Here is a 15916-nt window from a genome sequence, read left to right as displayed (position 1 = left end):
GAGGAGGAAGAAATGCAGAAAAAAGGACGAGCAGGCACATCCAGAGCCGGAAAAATCGCTTTATATGGAATGATGACAGCGCTGGCATTTCTGCTGAGCTATGTCGAGACCCTGATACCGCTCAACCTGGGCGTTCCGGGGGTCAAGCTGGGATTGGCGAATCTGGCGTCGATCGTGAGTCTGTATCTGCTGGGAGCCGGTGCGGCAGCGGCGATTGCATTGGTGCGTATCGTGCTGGTAGGATTTACGTTTGGAAACCTGTCGATGATGCTGTATAGTCTGGCAGGTGCTGCGGTCAGCCTTCTTCTGATGGTGGTGTTCCGCCGGTTGGACTGGTTCGGCGTGACCGGTGTCAGCATCCTGGGTGGTGCGGGACACAACATCGGGCAGCTTATCGTGGCGGCGCTGGTGGTGGAAAATGCGAGTCTGTTCTACTATCTTCCGGTGCTTCTGGCAGCCGGAACGGCAGCGGGGGCGCTGATTGGGCTTCTCGGAGGAATCCTGGTAAACCGCTTAAAATGTCTGGATTTGACAAAATTTATGTAAATGGAAGCCACAAGAGTAAGAGGATGTACAGTGACTGTTCATATGCAGGCATTTTTGGAACCGAAAATGCCATGAGATAAGGTGGCGCAATGGTATACGGGCAGCTAAAGTTATAATGATAAAAGGATAAGAATGAAACAGCAAGGTTGTTTTTCAGTCAGGAGGATAGGGTATGGCAGTATATGAAGCAATCAGAAATTTAGTACAGTACGGAGTCAATACGGGGCTTCTTCAGGAGTCGGATCGCATTTACGCGACGAACCAGATTCTCGAGGTTCTGGGACTGGATGAATATGAAGAACCACAGGGCGCATGCAGGGAGATTTCACTGGAAGAGACGTTGGATGCCCTGCTTGATTATGCACATGAGACGGGCGTTTTGAAGGAGGACGGCGTGGTGTACCGCGATCTGTTCGACACGAAGCTGATGAACTGCCTGATGCCGCGCCCGAGCGAGGTGATTGGACATTTCTGGAAATTGTATGAGGAATCGCCGGAGGCGGCAACCAATTATTATTACAAATTGAGCCAGGATTCCAATTACATCCGCCGTTACCGTGTTTCCAAGGATATGAAATGGAAAACAGATACAAAATACGGGGAGCTGGACATCACGGTTAATTTATCCAAGCCGGAGAAAGATCCGAAGGCAATCGCGGCAGCCAAACTGGCAAAGCAGAGCGGTTATCCGAAATGCCTCTTATGCAAGGAAAATGAAGGCTATGCCGGACGTGTCAACCATCCGGCGCGCAATAACCACCGCATTATCCCGATCACGGTCAATGACAGCCAGTGGGGTTTCCAGTATTCGCCGTATGTGTATTACAATGAGCACTGTATCGTGTTCAACGGTGTGCACACACCGATGAAGATCGAACGGGCAACGTTTGTCAAATTGTTTGATTTTGTGAAATTGTTCCCGCACTATTTCCTGGGGTCCAATGCGGATCTGCCGATCGTCGGCGGTTCGATTTTAAGTCACGACCATTTCCAGGGCGGACATTACACGTTTGCGATGGCAAAAGCGCCGATTGAACAGAAATTTGAGATGGAAGGCTTCGAGGATGTGGAAGCCGGAATCGTTAAATGGCCGATGTCAGTTCTGCGGACCCGTTCCAAGAATCCGGACCGCCTGATTGATCTGGGTGAAAAGGTGTTGCGTGCATGGCGCAGCTATACGGATGAGGATGCTTTTATTTATGCTGGGACGGACGGAGAACCGCACAACACGATCACGCCGATTGCCAGAAAGAATGGCGATTTCTACGAGCTGGATCTGGTGCTCCGCAATAACATCACGACGGATGAGTATCCGCTTGGTGTTTACCATCCGCACGCGAAGCTGCATCACATCAAGAAAGAAAATATCGGTCTGATCGAGGTCATGGGTCTGGCGGTGCTCCCGTCCAGATTGAAACAGGAGCTTGCCGATCTGGCGGAGGCGATCCTTTCCGGAGGCGATATCCGTTCCAATCCGGAGCTTGAAAAGCATGCGGACTGGGTGGATGAGTTCCTGCCGAAGTATGAGCATATAACAAGTGAAAATATAAACGAAATCCTGCAAAAAGAGGTAGGTCTTGTCTTTGAGCAGGTACTGGAAGACGCGGGCGTATATAAGTGTACGCCGGAAGGCAGGGAGGCATTTGCCCGGTTCCTGCGCTCAGTGGGCTTCCGATAAAGAGGAGATAATGGAGAGAGAGTTATTTTTAAGAAAATATCGGATCGAACAGGAAGACTTTGACGCGGCGGGCGTTTCCTGGGAGGAATTGACTGCGATCGCGGATCATTATGCGACGATCGAGGGAAAGCTGCGGGAGATTGGCAAGGATTTTGTAGATAAGTATCTGTATGATATTGAAAAAGCGGGGATCCATTCCTACCGTTACCGTACCAAGGCACCGGGGCATCTGCTGGAGAAGATCATCCGCAAGAAAAAAGAGCAGCCGGAGAAATTTGCCAGCTGGGAGTTGATAATTACTGGAAATACGTGACGGACCTTATCGGTATCCGTGTATTCTTCCTGTACCGTGAGGATTGGCGTCATTTCCATGAATACATCACATCGGCGTTTGAAAATGCCCCGGAGCAGTATGTAAAAGACCGTGAGCGCGATTTTGACAACGATGAGACACACTGCTACATTGCAGAGCGTCCGAAGGTATACCGCCGAAACGGGGACAGCCGGATCTACGATGAAAATGTGATCGAAATCAAGTCAGGCGGTATCTACCGTTCCCTTCACTACATCATCAAATACCGCGGTTACTACGTCGAGATTCAGGCGAGAACGCTGTTTGAGGAGGGATGGAGTGAGGTTGACCACGACATTGTTTATCCGTACCACAAGGACGACGTGATGCTGCGCGATTTCTCCCGCCTGTTAAACCGGCTCTCCGGCATGGCGGATGAAATGAGCTCGTATTTCCGCCGGATGAAGGTGGAGAAGGAGTTTGAAGAGGTCCTGCTCGGAGAATATAAGGAAGACAAAGAGGCGAAGCTACTCGCAAGTATGCGGGAGCTGCTGGGGAAAGAAGAACGATAAGGAATAGGGAAAAGATAACTGGATCAAAAAACAGGCATTGGAATGCTTGCTATCCACACAGTGTGGATGAAGAGCATTTCAATGCCTGTTTTATGGAGCTATAATTATAGATCCAGCTTCAAATCGCCGTCCTTGATCCATCCAGCTTTCCGGCAAAGTGCGCCGAAGAACAGGGTCAAAACAGCCGGAAGCACGAAGCAGATGAGCAGGATGCCCGGCCACATCATCGAATTTCCACTTCCCTGCATGGCGGTGTAGATGCCGATCGGTCCGACGAGACCGCAGGTTCCCATGCCGGAACCGGCTGGAATATTTTCCAGATGGAAGACCATCGTGGAGAGCGGACCGGTGACCATCGAGGCGAGTGTCGGTGGAATCCAGATTTTCGGATTCCGGACGATATTTCCCATCTGGAGCATCGAGGTTCCGAGTCCCTGTGCCAGAAGACCACCCCATTTATTTTCACAGAAGCTTAAAACGGCAAATCCGACCATCTGCGCGCAGCAGCCTGCGGTGGCGGCACCGCCTGCCAGACCGTCGAGGCTTAACATGATGCAGATTGCCGCACTGCTGATCGGAAGCGTCAGGCGATGCCGATCAGGCAGAAACCAGAATACCCATGAAAAGCGGCTGCATGACGGTCGCTGTCTTCACCAGATTTCCGAAAGCGGTCATGAATGCGGAGACGCCCGGACCGACAAACTGTGCGGCCAGGATGCCGGAGATGATGGTGACGCCCGGGGTGACGAGAATATCAACCGGTGTCTCTTTGGAGACGATTTTTCCAAGCTCGGCTGCGATGATGGTGGCAACGAGCGCGCCGACCGGACCGCCGAGTTCATTGCCCGCGATGCCGACGGTAGCGGCGGAGAAAAGGACGAGCGTCGGTGCCTTTAAGGCGTAGGCAATCGAGACGCCGAGCGCCGCACCGGTCGCGCTCTTGGCGTAGCCTGCGATCGTGGTAAAAATTGCAACGCCTGTCTTCTCCCCCAGTGTGCCGAAGATGGTACCGATCAGAAGAGAAGCAAACAGACCAAATGCCATCGCGCCCAGCGCATCGATGAGATACGTCTGAACGGAGATGACAACCTGCTTCCGTTTCAGAAAAGCTTTCACACGTTCCATATTGATAGAACCTCCCAGAGTAAAATAATTGTGAACGGAATGAATCGTTTCAGCCATTCCGGTCAAATAAATGGCTTACACCTGTCTTGACAGTGTAATGGACGTTTGTATTTTAACACGAAATGGAGAAAATACAAGAGAAAATATAGAAAAAAGTAAAAAAGTTATGGTACAATAAAAAATAATTGACGAGGTGTTTTCGAAAAAGTATGTTCGATCCGAGGGGAGGTATTTCATGCAGAGACGAATTTGTCCGATTTGCGACCATCCGATCAAGTATGGTCATTATTGTTCTTTTTGTAAACAGTGGATCCGGAATCCTAACTATGTCAATGCAACTTATTATCTGAATGAGCGCCACCCGGCGCATGAGACGGACTGTGAGTACCACAATGCGGGATCTGCCTCGTGGGAAACGAGTGCAAGGGCAGGCACAGATGCCATCCGCACGCTTGCGGACCGGGCGAAGGCATATTCCCAGACGCAGAAAGCAGCAGGCGCAGGCAGACAGGCATCCGTCCGGACACAGAACCAGAACAGTATGTCGTATCAGACAACGCAGAGACGAAGCGCGGTGCAGCAAGGAAAAAATCAGAAAAAGAAGGGGAAAATGAGCCTTGTGCTGGTGATTTTACTGATTTTGTTTGCTTTGTCTGGAATTAATTATCTGTATCGTATGTTTATGTATTTTATTTGGTTTCTATAGATTTTACCTATGGCAAGATATAGAAAATCAATCCAGAAGATAGCTGCCGGAAGTCTGGCGTTCATTGGGGAAATATGGTATACTGAGCAAAAATCATATAGAATACATAGGCAATAGAGGTCCGGGGCAGAACCGGACGAAATGATGAGAACAGGAGATAAATACGATGAAGATTAAGGATATTTTAGCCAAAGGACAGCCGACGCTTTCGTTTGAAGTGTTCCCGCCGAAGGAGGAGAGCAACTTCGCTTCCGTTGAGAAAGCAGCGCTTGAGATTGCAAAGTTAAATCCGTCATTTATGAGCGTGACCTACGGAGCAGGCGGCGGCACAAGCCAGTATACGGTCCAGATCGCATCGGATATCCAGAGCACCTGCCAGGTGCCGGCGCTGTCACATCTGACCTGCGTCTCCTCGACCCGTGAGAAGGTGCACAGTGTCCTGCGCGAGATTCAGCACACGGAATTGAGAATGTCCTGGCACTTCGCGGCGATATTCCGAAAGACGGCAAGGTAGAAAAAGATTATCAGTATGCATCCCAGCTGATCCGCGAGATCCGTGAGACCTGCCCGGAGCTGTGCATCGGCGCAGCCTGCTATCCGGAGGGACATGTGGAATCGGTCAACAAGACGGTGGATATCGGGCATCTGAAAGAAAAAGTGGAAGCGGGCTGTGATTTTGTGACGACCCAGATGTTCTTTGACAATAATATCCTTTATAATTACCTATACCGTATCCGAGAAAAAGGAATCACGGTTCCGGTTGTCGCAGGCATCATGCCGGTGACAAACATAAGTCAGATCAAGCGCATCTGCAGCATGTCCGGCACCTACCTTCCGGCACGCTTCAAGGCGATCGTAGATCGTTTTGGTGATAACCCGGCAGCGATGAAGCAGGCAGGTATCGCCTATGCAACTGAGCAGATCATCGATCTGATTGCGAACCATGTAAATGGAATCCATGTATATTCGATGAATAAACCGGATGTAGCGGCGCAGATTAAGAACAACCTGTCGGAGATTCTGTAATGGCGGAAGTCAATCGAAGAGAAATATATCGGTATTTAGGAATTAAAGGGCAGCAGGAGCCGGATCTGCAGACGAAAGATCTGGTGGAGGACTGTCTGGGAGAATTAGAGCGATCCGTCAACTGCCGGAGCTTTTACAGACGATATCCGCTGACGCTGCTGCCAGATTCAGAACTTGATTTTACGTGTTTTAAGTAAAAAGCCGGGCGCTCAGCCGCAATTTAAAGGACTGCCAGGAGATCATCCTTTTTGCGGCGACGCTGGGTGCTGGTGTGGATCTGCTTCTGCGCCGATACAGCCGTCTTTCGATGAGCCGGGCGGTTGTCCTGCAGGCGTGCGCGGCGGCACGGATTGAGAGTTACTGCAATGAAATCAATGACAAATTAAAAGCGGAGGCAGCAGAAGAAGGACTCTATCTGCGTCCCCGCTTTTCGCCAGGTTATGGAGATCTGCCGCTTTCGTGCCAGCCGGATTTCTGCCGGGTACTGGAAGCGGAAAAGACGGTGGGGATTACATTGACGGAAAGTTTTTTGATGATGCCGTCCAAGTCGGTGACGGCGGTCATCGGAGTATCGAAGATAGCGGCGGGCTGTGTGAAAGAGGGCTGTGAGGTCTGTTCAAACAAAAACTGCCTGTACCGGAGAGATAAATAAGTAAGAAACAAAAAACAGAGAGGAAGCTGACATGGGTATACGGGAAGATTGGAACGATAAAATACTGGTATTTGACGGAGGAATGGGAAGTCTTTTGCAGGGAGCCGGGCTGAAACCGGGCGAACTGCCGGAAACCTGGAATATCAAGCATCCGGAGGTTCTGGTAAAGATCCATGAGGATTATCTGAACGCGGGCGCAAATATTATTTTATCGAATACATTCGGCGCGAACCGCCTGAAATACAATGAGACAGCCGAGTTTAATCTGGATGAGATCGTGGATGCGGCGATGAAAAATGCCCGGACAGCGGTAGAACACTGCGGCCGTGGTTATGTAGCGCTGGATCTGGGACCGACCGGACGCCTTTTAAAGCCAATGGGCGATCTGGACTTTGAGGAGGCGGTCTCCATCTATACCGAGGTGGTAAAGGCAGGCGTGCGAGGCGGCGCGGATCTGATTCTGATCGAGACGATGAGCGACACGTATGAACTCAAGGCAGCGGTTCTGGCGGCAAAGGAAAATTCCGATCTTCCAATCTTTGCAACCACAATTTTCGATGGAAAAGGCAAACTTTTAACCGGCGGAACACCGAAGTCCGTTGTGGCACTTTTGGAAGGTCTGGGCGTGGATGCGCTCGGAATCAATTGTGGATTAGGTCCGGTTCAGATGAAGCCGATTGTGGAAGAACTGCTTCGGTATGCGTCGATCCCGGTGGTTGTCAATCCAAATGCGGGACTTCCGCGAAGCGAGGGAGGAAAGACCGTATATGATATTGATCCGCCAGAATTTGTCGAGGAAATGAAAGGAATGCTGGAGATGGGCGTTTCGGCAGTCGGGGGCTGCTGTGGTACGACCCCGGAGCACATCCGTCTGCTGGCAGAGATGTGTAAGGGCAGAACGAGAAAGCCGATCGAGCCGAAAAATGACACTCTCATCACTTCCTACGCGTCGGTAGTAGAGATGGGAACCGATCCAGTCATTATTGGCGAGCGCATCAATCCGACCGGAAAATCAAAGTTCAAACAGGCGCTGCGCGATCACAACCTGGAATATATCCTGCGCGAGGCGATCACCCAGCAGGAAAATGGCGCTGCGGTGCTTGACGTCAACGTGGGACTGCCGGAGATCGATGAAGTGGCGATGATGCGCGAGGTCGTACAGGAATTGCAGGCGGTGACCGAGCTTCCGCTGCAGATTGATACGACTGACACAGAGGCGATGGAACAGGCGCTGCGTATTTATAATGGAAAGGCACTGATTAACTCTGTCAATGGCAAACAGGAGGTCATGGACGCTGTATTTCCGCTGGTAAAACATTACGGCGGCACGGTGGTTGCGCTGACGATCGACGAGGAAGGCATTCCGGCGACGGCGGACGGACGTATGGCGATCGCGCGGAAAATCTGTGCGGAGGCGGAAAAGTATGGCATCCAGAAAAAAGACATCGTGATCGATGCGCTCTGTATGACGATCAGCTCCGAGCCGACCGGCGCGCTGGTGACACTGGAGACGGTGCGCCGTGTCCGTCAGGAACTTGGCTGCAATACGATTCTCGGCGTTTCAAACATTTCCTTCGGATTACCGCAGCGTGAGATTGTCAACTCCAATTTCTTTACGATGGCGATGCAGAGCGGTCTGACCGCGGCGATCATCAATCCGAATTCGGCGGCAATGATGCGTTCTTATTATAGTTACCGGGCTCTGGCAGCACTGGATGAACACTGCGGCGATTATATTGAGCAGGCAGCGCGGCTGGCGATCCCAAAGGCAGGTGCGGGCGGAGCTTCCGGCGCAGGTGCAGCAGGCAGCGCAGGTTCGGGTGCCCCGGCGGCAGGTGCAGCTGGAGCTTCCGGCAGTGCGGACACTGGCAGCCAGGCATCCGGTCCGGAGCATCAGCTTACGGTCAGTGTGGAGAGAGGTTTAAAAGAGCAGGCGGCATCGGCAGCCGGGGAACTCTTAAAGACCATGGATTCCCTGACCGTCATCAATTCCTGCATGATCCCGGCACTCGATAAGGTCGGAAAGGGGTTTGAGGCAGGCACCGTCTTTCTGCCGCAGCTTCTGATGAGTGCGGAGGCGGCAAAATCGGCGTTTGAGGTCATCAAAAACCAGATGGAGTCCTCCGGGGAAGCAGGAGAGAAGAAGGACAAGATTGTGCTGGCGACCGTCAAGGGCGATATTCATGACATTGGAAAAAATATCGTAAAAGTATTATTGGAGAATTACAGCTATGATGTGCTGGATTTAGGTAAGGATGTAGCTCCGGAGGCGATCGTGGAAGAGACGATCAAGAACCATGTAAGACTGGTCGGTCTGTCCGCCCTGATGACGACCACCGTGCCGAGCATGGAGGAGACGATCAAGCAGCTCCGCAAGGAAGCACCGTGGGCGAAAGTCATGGTCGGCGGCGCGGTTCTGACCCAGGAATACGCGGATATGATCGGAGCGGATGCGTATTGCCGCGATGCGATGGCGTCTGTTAATTACGCGCAGCAGGTGCTGGTCTAACGCTTGACAGTCTGCCCTACTTAGACTAAAATTAGAGTAATTAAAAACTAAGAATTGACGAGGGAGGGACAGCTATGGTATCGAAGAAAGTGAAAGTGGTTAATCCATCGGGACTTCACCTGCGGCCGGCTGGCGTGCTTTCGCAGACCGCGATGAAATTTAAGAGCCGGACTCTGATTGAGTGCGGGGAGAAACATATTGTGGCAAAGAGCGTGCTGAACGTGATGGCAGCGGGTATCAAGTGCGGCACCGAGATCACGGTTGCCTGCGACGGACCGGATGAGGAAGAAGCGCTGAAGACGATTATCGAGGCGATCGAGAGCGGACTCGGAGAAGAACTGGAACAGTAAGGTATCAGCCATTGCCTGCACAGTGTGCGGACGGTGACACACATATCAGAACCAGAGGGGGATATTGCAGAACGGCAGAAATTGCAGTTGTGCAGGTATCCCTTTTTAGATGGAAAAGAGGGGTTTTTATGGAACTGAAAATTTACGAACACAAAGCGCAGTATTATGAAACCGACCAGATGGGAATCATTCACCATGCAAATTACCTACACTGGTTTGAGGAAGCGCGGATCGACATGATGGAGCAGATGGGAATGGGATATGACATCATGGAAAAACAGGGGATCATAAGCCCGGTGCTGTCGGTTCACTGCGATTATAAGAGCATGGCGCGGTTTGGCGAGACGGTGCAGGTGCTGGTTCAGATGAAGGAATACAACGGCATCCGCATGACGCTGGAATACACGGTTTTTGACAAGGAAACGGGCGCAATCCGCTGCGTGGGCGAGAGCCGCCATTGTTTCCTGACCCGCGACGGAAAGCCGGTTTCCTGAAACGCAACTATATCGAGATGGATCGTGCGTTTAGGGAATACAGCGAACAGAGCCAAAAAGAAGAGTAAATGCTGACTGGTTCGAAAATGGACTGCCAGAGGAGTCTTGGTGTAACTGTTCACGGGTAGGCACTTTTGGAACCGAAAGTGCCGTAAGAAAACGTGGTGGCAGCAGGAATTTGCCGTATTTAAATGCGAAGCCACGGCAAATTCCGTTACTGGGCACGTATGGGTGAACAGTAACGTCCTGGTGCGGAAATGACAGATGCGCTTATAAAGTGCTTGAAAAGCGGGAAAATTGTGGTATGATGTAAAAGATAAAAAAAGAAACGCAGAGTAGGAATACAGGCGTTAAGTGCCGGTTGAACAGGGAGTTGTCAGCTGGACGAAGAGACCCTCCGGGGTTTCGCGGTCAGTATTCCGCATCCCGCTGCATCGTTGATACAATCTATCTCCTGATGTGGTTCGAGAGATCTGCAGAAAAGGAGGTTTTTTTATGAAAAAATTTGCAGTATGTTATCAGGCATCCTTTCAGGAACTGAAACACGTGAAAACACTCACGACTGCCGCCATGCTGATGGCTGTCTCCGTTGTTCTGGGATACTTCACGATTGAGGCTGGTCCGTATTTGAAAATCGGATTCGGCGGTGTGGTCAACCAGTTTGTCTACTACCTCTTCGGTCCGGTGGCTGGAGCGGTTTATGGCGGAGTCCTGGACCTGGTCAAATATGTCGTAAAGCCGACGGGGGCATTTTTTCCGGGATTTACGCTGAATGCGATGCTGGGCGGCGTGCTATATGGCACAATTCTGTATCGGAAACCGCTTACCTTCCGCCGGGCGCTCTGGGCGGATCTGGTGGTGGCGCTGATCTGCAACATATTTTTGAACACACTCTGGCTTAGCATGATGTCTGGAAAAGCAATGATGGTGCTTCTGCCGATGCGTGTGCTTAAGAATCTCATCAAGTGGCCGGTGGATGCAGCACTCTTTTATCTGATTGCAAAACGGATGGAGAGTCTTGGGCTTGTGCGGATGATCCGTAAATTCCAGGCGGAGTGATGCTGGAGGATTCGTTTTGAGCAAAAGGAAACATACATGGACAGCGAAAGTCTGCAGGCACGGTGGCTGCATGCCATGAAAGGAACCGTTTATGAAAAAATGCATCATGCATGATGGAGGAAAACAGATGAGAGAAAAAGCAGTTTCGCGGAGCCGGGAACATTCGAAGGATGTGGCGCTTTGCGGTCTGTTTGCGGCGCTGGTCGCCGTGGGGGCATTTATCAAGGTTGTCATTCCGACCGGCGCAGATACCATGAACTTCACCTTGCAGTGGTTTTTCGTGATGCTGGCAGCATTTCTGCTGGGCTCCAGACGGGCATTTACCAGTGTGGGTGTCTATTTGCTGATTGGACTTGCGGGCGTCCCGATCTTTGCACGCGGCGGCGGTCCGGCGTATCTGCTGCGCCCGACCTTTGGTTTTCTGCTGGGATTTCTCCTTGCGGCGTGGGTCATGGGGAAGGTCTGTGAATGTTTGAATTCCTGGAAAATGGGAGCGCTGATGACGGCGGCGACGGCTGGATATGTGGTATATTATGGAATGGGAATGGTTTATTTCTATCTGATTACCCATCTCGTAACCCTGCAGCCGATCGGCTGGAAAGCGATTGTGCTGGTTTACTGCCTGCCGGAGATGCCGGCGGATTATATTCTCTGCATTCTGGCGGCGATCATGGCAAGACGGCTGCGCCCGATGGTACAGGCGTATCTGTAGAGAAATATGAATAGGATATAAAAAAGACAGACAGTCTGAATGCAGTGCAGCAAACGGGCTGTCTGTTTTTGTCTCATAGAAAACGTTACTGTTCACGCATACGTGTACAGTAACGGCACATTCTTTTGTAACGCTGCCAGTTGTGTTTGCCCCTATCATTTTTGCAGAAAATATGGTAAAATGTACGGAGATTACGACAGGGGAGGATTTGGGCGTTACAGGTTTTTGGTTTTGGAAAACGTCTGAAGAGGATGCAAAAACGAAAACCAGCGAACGATCAGAATCCAACCTGATAAAAAGGAGAAGTATGTATGAGTGAGAATTGCAGTCATAATTGTTCAAGCTGCGGCGAAACGTGTGCCAGCCGGACGATGGAGAGTTTCCGGGTGCCGTTAAATCCACAGAGTTCAGTTAAAAAAGTAATTGGTGTAGTCAGCGGCAAGGGCGGCGTCGGAAAATCCCTGGTGACATCCCTGATGGCATGTAAGATGCGTGCGAGAAACAACCGCGTTGGCATTCTTGATGCAGATATTACAGGACCGTCGATCCCGAAGGCATTTGGCATTCACGGCATGGTAGGTGTGACAGCGGATCAGCTGATGCTGCCGCGCACGACCTCGACGGGGATAGAGATTCTTTCTTCGAACCTGATTCTGGAGCATGAGACGGATCCGGTAATTTGGCGTGGACCGGTTGTGGGCGGCGTGATTAAGCAGTTCTGGAGCGAGGCACTCTGGAAGGACATTGATTATATGTTTGTCGATATGCCTCCGGGAACCGGCGATGTGCCGCTGACTGTATTTCAGTCCCTGCCGCTGGCAGGTATTATTATTGTGACTTCCCCGCAGGAGCTGGTTTCGATGATCGTGGCAAAAGCGGTCAACATGGCGAAGAAGATGGATATTCCGATTCTGGGATTGGTTGAAAACATGAGTTATCTGGAATGTCCGGACTGCGGAAAGAAGATTTCTGTGTTCGGTGAAAGCCATATCGAGGAGACGGCAGACGAGTATGGGATTCCGGTGCTTGCGAAGATTCCGATCGATCCGTCGATTGCGTCCAAGGTGGACGAGGGGCTGGTTGAGTATGTGGAATCCCCATGGCTGGATGCGGCGGCTGACGCAGTTGAGAAGGCATAAAAGAATATAGATATATAGAAGAGGTGGAAGAATACAAATGAATATTGCTCAGAATCCCAACAGCGAGCTGAGCCATTTCGCGGTCAATACGCCTCAGGTGTTTGAGATTCCTGAGACATTCCGGGAGACGGCAAGGCAGTTTCAGGAAGCGATGATGCAGTACAGCTGCGCGATTCGAGAGTTTAAGACGAAGCTGGAAGTGCTCAACGATGAGCTTTCCATGCGGAATGCAAGAAACCCGATCGAGATGATCAAGCGAGAGTGAAGAAGCCGAAGAGTATTGTAGAAAAACTGCAGCGGCGCGGACTTCCGCTTTCGATCGAATCGATGGAGTCCAACCTGGATGATATAGCGGGTGTCCGTGTGATATGTTCGTTTGTGGACGATATTTACGAGATCAGCCGGATGCTGGAACGCCAGGATGATGTGACCATCATTGCGATCAAAGATTATATCAAGGCGCCGAAGGAAAACGGCTACCGCAGCTACCACATGATCGTGGAAGTACCGGTATTCTTTTCAAGCAGTAAGAAAAATATCCGTGTGGAAGTCCAGATCCGCACGATCGCCATGGATTTCTGGGCGAGTCTGGATCACCAGCTCAAGTATAAAAAGCAGCTGGATGCCCAGGAAGCCGCAGAGATCGGTGCGGAGCTGAAAAAGTGCGCGGATGTCATCGCGGAGACGGATTGCAAGATGTTAAGCATCCGTCAGAAGATTGAGGAAAAACATCCGACGCAGGAAGAATAGTCGTGATGTAAACGAATAGCCCATGTATCGGGGTGCTTTTGGCGGCTGAAGCGCCTGCCATATCTTTAATACATAAAATAGGACAGGGTTTCGGTAATTCGGAACCCTGCTTTTTTATAGATCGAGAGTGCCGGATAATTGTCACTGCTGACGTGAAGAACAATTCGGGTGCAGCCGCGCGCGATCAGATCGTTTAAGAACAGACAGAAAGCAGCTTCACCGATTCCCAGTCCGCGGCAGAGGTCATGGACCCGGAAACCGTAGAAACAGGCATGAAATGTGCCGGGAACGTCCGGGACGGGCTGCATACGCGCCATGCACACGGCAGCCGGAGAGCACATCGGATCTGGCGGAGTCTCTAAAAATTCATAGGTCAGAATTGTAACGGCCGGATCTGGATCATCGGCGCTGTGGAAGCAGTCCCAGCAGCTGTCGGGATCAACACTTTCGTTGACGTCACCTTCCGGTGCAGAAGTGCAGGTAAAGGTAAGCGGGCGTTTTTCAACCATGGGAGAGTCAAAGCGTTCGGCCGCCGGGTCAAAGTCCCATTTCATCTGATATTCCTGATCAACGCGGTCAGCGTGAATGGCTTTCATCGTGGCAGCCGTATCAGCAGATTCCGGGTCAACCGGAAATAGAATATCGTGCTCACCGGAGATGTCGCAGGCTTTTTCTAAGAGTGAGGCAAAATATCCGCGTCGGCGCAGGGAAGGGCGGGTGAAGGCGATGCATTCGACGGGTTCCTCGTCCGAAGAGCCATCCGGTGGAAGGATCATTCCCATGATGGCTGCAAGTGTCTCTGATTCATCCAGAAGAAGCAGGAAACAATTTCCGTCTTCAAATGGAAAAGAAATGTGGATCGGCTGCGTCTTCTGGCATTCATTCAACAGTGCCAGGATCTGTTCTGCCTGTCTGGCAGAGAGAGAGTTTGTCTGAATTAAATTCATAACTTCTAATCCTTTCTTTCTTGCAATACAAAGTGTACCAGCTACAAAAGCAGCTGAGAAGATAAGTCTTTCATAAAGATAAACGTATTTGCGGATAAAAACTTCACGTTTTTTGGATCGAAAATGTCTGGATTTTACGAATCGGAAAAGCTTACCTGTATCGTATAAAAAAGACGCAAAAAATTCAAGGAAATTGACAGAATTTATGCTAATTTTCATATTGTCCTATAAATTTGGGAGTGATAGAATAGAGGCATTAAATACGAAAGGTGAAGACATCATGAAGTACTTGAAAGAAGTGACAATTATTTTTGGCATCACAATGCTGGGAGAGTTTTTGAACTATCTGCTTCCGTTTCCGGTTCCGTCCGGCGTATACGGATTGTTCATTCTTCTGCTTCTGCTTTGCACAGGTGCATTACATACAGAAGATGTGGCGGAAGTGGGAGATTTCTTCCTGGATACGATGCCGATTATGTTTATACCGGCAGGTGTAGGTCTGCTTGACAGCGTGCAGGAGGCGGAGTCCATCCTGGTGCCGCTGACAGTGATTACCGTGATTTCGACGGTATTTGTTATGGTTGCGACCGGGTGCGTGGCGCAGAGCATCATCCGCAGAAAGAATAAAGGAGGTGCGAAAGCATGAATGGACTGATTCATTCTTCTCTTTATTTTGGAATGCTGGTCAGCGTTGGCGCGTATATGTTGGGCGTCTGGCTGAAAAAGAAGACCGGCTGGGCGATTTTAAATCCGCTGCTGGTTGCAATTATAGTTGTGATTGCATTTTTATCTGTTTTTCATATAGAATATAAGGAGTATAACCGCGGTGCGGTGTATCTGGGCTATTTCCTGACACCGGCAACGGTCTGTCTGGCGATTCCGCTGTATAAGCAGCTGGAGCTTTTGCGCCAGCACCTGATTGCGGTTGCTTCTGCAATTGTGGCAGGGGTAGCGGGAAGTGTCGGCAGTATCTATGTGATGTGCCGTTTCTTTCAACTGGAGCATACGCACTATGTGACATTGCTTCCGAAGTCCATTACGACGGCGATTGGCATGGGCGTCAGCGAGGAAGCGGGAGGTATCGTGACGCTGACGGTTATCAGCATTATAATTACAGGAATTTTGGGAAATATTATAGCCGACTGGCTGTTTCAGATATTTAAAATTGAAGAGCCAATCGCGAAGGGTCTGGCACTTGGAACAGCAGCCCATGCGATTGGAACGGCAAAGGCGCTGGAATTAGGCGAGATCGAGGGTGCGATGAGCAGCTTGTCAATTGCGGTCGCCGGTCTTTTGACCGTAGTGGTAGTACCACTGATGTCGGGACTGATTTAAAGGTGGTGCTGAAACGGTCAGAAT

18 protein-coding genes, 2 pseudogenes and 1 riboswitch are annotated in these 15916 nt (G+C 50.7%); of the genes and pseudogenes, 18 read left to right on the top strand and 2 right to left on the bottom strand.

What is annotated here, in order from left to right; translation table 11 throughout:
* The first annotated feature begins 12 nt into the window (after positions 1–12).
* The 4 genes from DWX76_RS04355 to DWX76_RS14900 all read left to right on the top strand — a co-directional run bounded on the left by DWX76_RS04355 (position 13) and on the right by DWX76_RS14900 (position 3088).
* The gene (locus tag DWX76_RS04355; RefSeq protein ID WP_118491593.1) at positions 13–546 is read left to right on the top strand and encodes a Gx transporter family protein; all 534 of its coding nucleotides are present in this window, start codon (positions 13–15) and stop codon (positions 544–546) included.
* A 172-nt stretch (positions 547–718) separates the two neighbouring features.
* A complete protein-coding gene (gene galT, locus DWX76_RS04350; RefSeq protein ID WP_118570175.1) occupies positions 719–2224 on the top strand; it encodes a UDP-glucose--hexose-1-phosphate uridylyltransferase in 1506 nt (501 codons plus the stop codon).
* Positions 2225–2234: 10 nt separating this feature from the next.
* Positions 2235–2537, top strand: coding sequence for a hypothetical protein (locus DWX76_RS14905; protein ID WP_412693987.1), 303 nt, complete (start codon positions 2235–2237; stop codon positions 2535–2537).
* Positions 2534–3088 (top strand): hypothetical protein, encoded by a 555-nt coding sequence (locus DWX76_RS14900; RefSeq protein WP_412693786.1) that lies wholly within the window; start codon positions 2534–2536, stop codon positions 3086–3088. The genes DWX76_RS14905 and DWX76_RS14900 overlap by 4 nt, the downstream gene beginning before the upstream one ends.
* A 104-nt stretch (positions 3089–3192) precedes the next feature.
* On the opposite strand, the pseudogene DWX76_RS04340 reads toward DWX76_RS14900, so the two are convergent.
* A pseudogene (locus DWX76_RS04340) lies at positions 3193–4213 on the bottom strand (PTS sugar transporter subunit IIC).
* 235 nt (positions 4214–4448) lie between these two features.
* Here DWX76_RS04340 and DWX76_RS04335 point away from each other — a divergent pair.
* The 12 genes and pseudogenes from DWX76_RS04335 to DWX76_RS04290 all read left to right on the top strand — a co-directional run bounded on the left by DWX76_RS04335 (position 4449) and on the right by DWX76_RS04290 (position 13610).
* Positions 4449–4919 carry a hypothetical protein gene (locus DWX76_RS04335; protein WP_118293476.1) on the top strand — a complete coding sequence of 157 codons (471 nt, stop codon included), beginning with the start codon at positions 4449–4451 and terminating at the stop codon, positions 4917–4919.
* Positions 4920–5085: 166 nt separating this feature from the next.
* Positions 5086–5945, top strand: a pseudogene (metF, locus tag DWX76_RS04330) (methylenetetrahydrofolate reductase [NAD(P)H]).
* On the top strand, positions 5945–6142 hold the full coding sequence (locus tag DWX76_RS14895; RefSeq protein WP_412693986.1) for a hypothetical protein: 198 nt from the start codon (positions 5945–5947) through the stop codon (positions 6140–6142). The pseudogene metF and the gene DWX76_RS14895 overlap by 1 nt, the downstream one beginning before the upstream one ends.
* Before the next feature lie 74 nt (positions 6143–6216).
* Positions 6217–6597 (top strand): vitamin B12 dependent-methionine synthase activation domain-containing protein, encoded by a 381-nt coding sequence (locus tag DWX76_RS14890; protein ID WP_347474974.1) that lies wholly within the window; start codon positions 6217–6219, stop codon positions 6595–6597.
* 31 nt (positions 6598–6628) lie between these two features.
* The gene (locus DWX76_RS04320; RefSeq protein WP_118524544.1) at positions 6629–9106 is read left to right on the top strand and encodes a homocysteine S-methyltransferase family protein; all 2478 of its coding nucleotides are present in this window, start codon (positions 6629–6631) and stop codon (positions 9104–9106) included.
* Positions 9107–9180: 74 nt separating this feature from the next.
* Positions 9181–9456, top strand: coding sequence for an HPr family phosphocarrier protein (locus DWX76_RS04315; protein WP_118570174.1), 276 nt, complete (start codon positions 9181–9183; stop codon positions 9454–9456).
* 128 nt (positions 9457–9584) lie between these two features.
* Positions 9585–9950 (top strand): acyl-CoA thioesterase, encoded by a 366-nt coding sequence (locus DWX76_RS04310; protein ID WP_243022447.1) that lies wholly within the window; start codon positions 9585–9587, stop codon positions 9948–9950.
* 329 nt (positions 9951–10279) lie between these two features.
* A riboswitch (THF riboswitch) is annotated at positions 10280–10384 on the top strand.
* Positions 10385–10445: 61 nt separating this feature from the next.
* A complete protein-coding gene (locus tag DWX76_RS04305) occupies positions 10446–11009 on the top strand; it encodes a folate family ECF transporter S component (RefSeq protein ID WP_022359353.1) in 564 nt (187 codons plus the stop codon).
* Positions 11010–11136: 127 nt separating this feature from the next.
* Entirely contained in the window at positions 11137–11721 is a 585-nt protein-coding gene (locus DWX76_RS04300) for a biotin transporter BioY (RefSeq protein WP_022359354.1), read from the top strand.
* Between the two features lie 311 nt (positions 11722–12032).
* Positions 12033–12860, top strand: coding sequence for an Mrp/NBP35 family ATP-binding protein (locus DWX76_RS04295; RefSeq protein WP_118472159.1), 828 nt, complete (start codon positions 12033–12035; stop codon positions 12858–12860).
* A 37-nt stretch (positions 12861–12897) separates the two neighbouring features.
* Entirely contained in the window at positions 12898–13125 is a 228-nt protein-coding gene (locus tag DWX76_RS14885) for a hypothetical protein (RefSeq protein ID WP_412693985.1), read from the top strand.
* Positions 13122–13610: a GTP pyrophosphokinase family protein gene (locus DWX76_RS04290; RefSeq protein ID WP_412693984.1), complete on the top strand. Its 489-nt coding sequence runs from the start codon at positions 13122–13124 to the stop codon at positions 13608–13610. Before DWX76_RS14885 ends, DWX76_RS04290 begins: the two co-directional genes overlap by 4 nt.
* 65 nt (positions 13611–13675) lie before the next feature.
* Here DWX76_RS04290 and DWX76_RS04285 read toward each other — a convergent pair whose 3' ends face one another.
* Positions 13676–14557: a GNAT family N-acetyltransferase gene (locus DWX76_RS04285; RefSeq protein ID WP_182427369.1), complete on the bottom strand. Its 882-nt coding sequence runs from the start codon at positions 14555–14557 to the stop codon at positions 13676–13678.
* Positions 14558–14837: 280 nt separating this feature from the next.
* Between DWX76_RS04285 and DWX76_RS04280 the strand changes: the two genes are divergently transcribed.
* Both DWX76_RS04280 and DWX76_RS04275 read left to right on the top strand, forming a co-directional pair.
* The gene (locus tag DWX76_RS04280) at positions 14838–15203 is read left to right on the top strand and encodes a CidA/LrgA family protein (RefSeq protein ID WP_107000488.1); all 366 of its coding nucleotides are present in this window, start codon (positions 14838–14840) and stop codon (positions 15201–15203) included.
* Entirely contained in the window at positions 15200–15892 is a 693-nt protein-coding gene (locus DWX76_RS04275; protein ID WP_107000487.1) for an LrgB family protein, read from the top strand. Before DWX76_RS04280 ends, DWX76_RS04275 begins: the two co-directional genes overlap by 4 nt.
* The last annotated feature ends 24 nt before the right edge of the window (positions 15893–15916 follow it).

The organism is Clostridium sp. AF21-20LB (assembly GCF_003478795.1).
Taxonomy (GTDB): Bacteria; Bacillota; Clostridia; order Lachnospirales; family Lachnospiraceae; genus Otoolea; species Otoolea fessa.
This window is presented reverse-complemented; position numbering and strand designations above follow the sequence as displayed.

Bases quoted from the DNA above. Each gene is read 5' to 3' on its own strand.
- DWX76_RS04305 (WP_022359353.1), top strand. From the start codon at position 10,446: ATGAAAAAATTTGCAGTATGTTATCAGGCATCCTTTCAGGAACTGAAA.
- DWX76_RS04300 (WP_022359354.1), top strand. From the start codon at position 11,137: ATGAGAGAAAAAGCAGTTTCGCGGAGCCGGGAACATTCGAAGGATGTG.
- DWX76_RS04285 (WP_182427369.1), bottom strand. From the start codon at position 14,557: ATGAATTTAATTCAGACAAACTCTCTCTCTGCCAGACAGGCAGAACAG.
- DWX76_RS14885 (WP_412693985.1), top strand. From the start codon at position 12,898: ATGAATATTGCTCAGAATCCCAACAGCGAGCTGAGCCATTTCGCGGTC.
- DWX76_RS14905 (WP_412693987.1), top strand. From the start codon at position 2,235: ATGGAGAGAGAGTTATTTTTAAGAAAATATCGGATCGAACAGGAAGAC.
- DWX76_RS04355 (WP_118491593.1), top strand. From the start codon at position 13: ATGCAGAAAAAAGGACGAGCAGGCACATCCAGAGCCGGAAAAATCGCT.
- DWX76_RS04320 (WP_118524544.1), top strand. From the start codon at position 6,629: ATGGGTATACGGGAAGATTGGAACGATAAAATACTGGTATTTGACGGA.
- DWX76_RS04280 (WP_107000488.1), top strand. From the start codon at position 14,838: ATGAAGTACTTGAAAGAAGTGACAATTATTTTTGGCATCACAATGCTG.
- DWX76_RS04275 (WP_107000487.1), top strand. From the start codon at position 15,200: ATGAATGGACTGATTCATTCTTCTCTTTATTTTGGAATGCTGGTCAGC.
- DWX76_RS04335 (WP_118293476.1), top strand. From the start codon at position 4,449: ATGCAGAGACGAATTTGTCCGATTTGCGACCATCCGATCAAGTATGGT.
- DWX76_RS04295 (WP_118472159.1), top strand. From the start codon at position 12,033: ATGAGTGAGAATTGCAGTCATAATTGTTCAAGCTGCGGCGAAACGTGT.
- DWX76_RS04310 (WP_243022447.1), top strand. From the start codon at position 9,585: ATGGAACTGAAAATTTACGAACACAAAGCGCAGTATTATGAAACCGAC.
- galT (WP_118570175.1), top strand. From the start codon at position 719: ATGGCAGTATATGAAGCAATCAGAAATTTAGTACAGTACGGAGTCAAT.
- DWX76_RS04315 (WP_118570174.1), top strand. From the start codon at position 9,181: ATGGTATCGAAGAAAGTGAAAGTGGTTAATCCATCGGGACTTCACCTG.
- DWX76_RS14895 (WP_412693986.1), top strand. From the start codon at position 5,945: ATGGCGGAAGTCAATCGAAGAGAAATATATCGGTATTTAGGAATTAAA.